This window comes from Idiomarina sp. UBA4206 (assembly GCF_002383015.1).
GTDB lineage: Bacteria > Pseudomonadota > Gammaproteobacteria > Enterobacterales > Alteromonadaceae > Idiomarina > Idiomarina abyssalis.
Genome location: NZ_DFTS01000031.1, coordinates 24,251 through 24,653 on the forward strand (window position 1 = coordinate 24,251; position 403 = coordinate 24,653).

A 403-nucleotide genomic window follows, 5' to 3' on the forward strand; every position below is an offset into this window, starting at 1 on the left:
TGGCACGTTTATGCAATGACCGCAGCAGGCCTCGCCATTATTTACGGTTTCCCCTACGTTCCGGTTATCGGTAAAATACTGCCCTCTCCGCTGGTTTGTATCGTGTCCTTAACCATAGTTGCCGTATTCTTAGGTCTGGATATTCGTACCGTGGGTGATATGGGCGAACTCCCGGACACTCTGCCGATATTCCTGTGGCCTGATGTTCCGTTAAACTTTGAAACCTTAGCGATAATTTTCCCTTACTCTGCGGCACTTGCGGTTGTTGGTATTCTTGAGTCACTAATGACAGCAACCATTGTTGACGACTTAACCGATACTTCCAGCGACAAAAACCGCGAATGTAAAGGTCAGGGTATTGCGAACATTGGCTCTGGTTTACTCGGCGGTATGGCGGGTTGTG

General features: G+C 48.6%; 1 protein-coding gene. It reads left to right on the forward strand.

Annotation, left to right across the window (positions count from 1 at the left end):
• Positions 1-403, forward strand: a 403-nt coding sequence (locus tag B3180_RS06550; RefSeq protein WP_286843650.1) for a SulP family inorganic anion transporter, incomplete at both ends; no start/stop codon positions are given.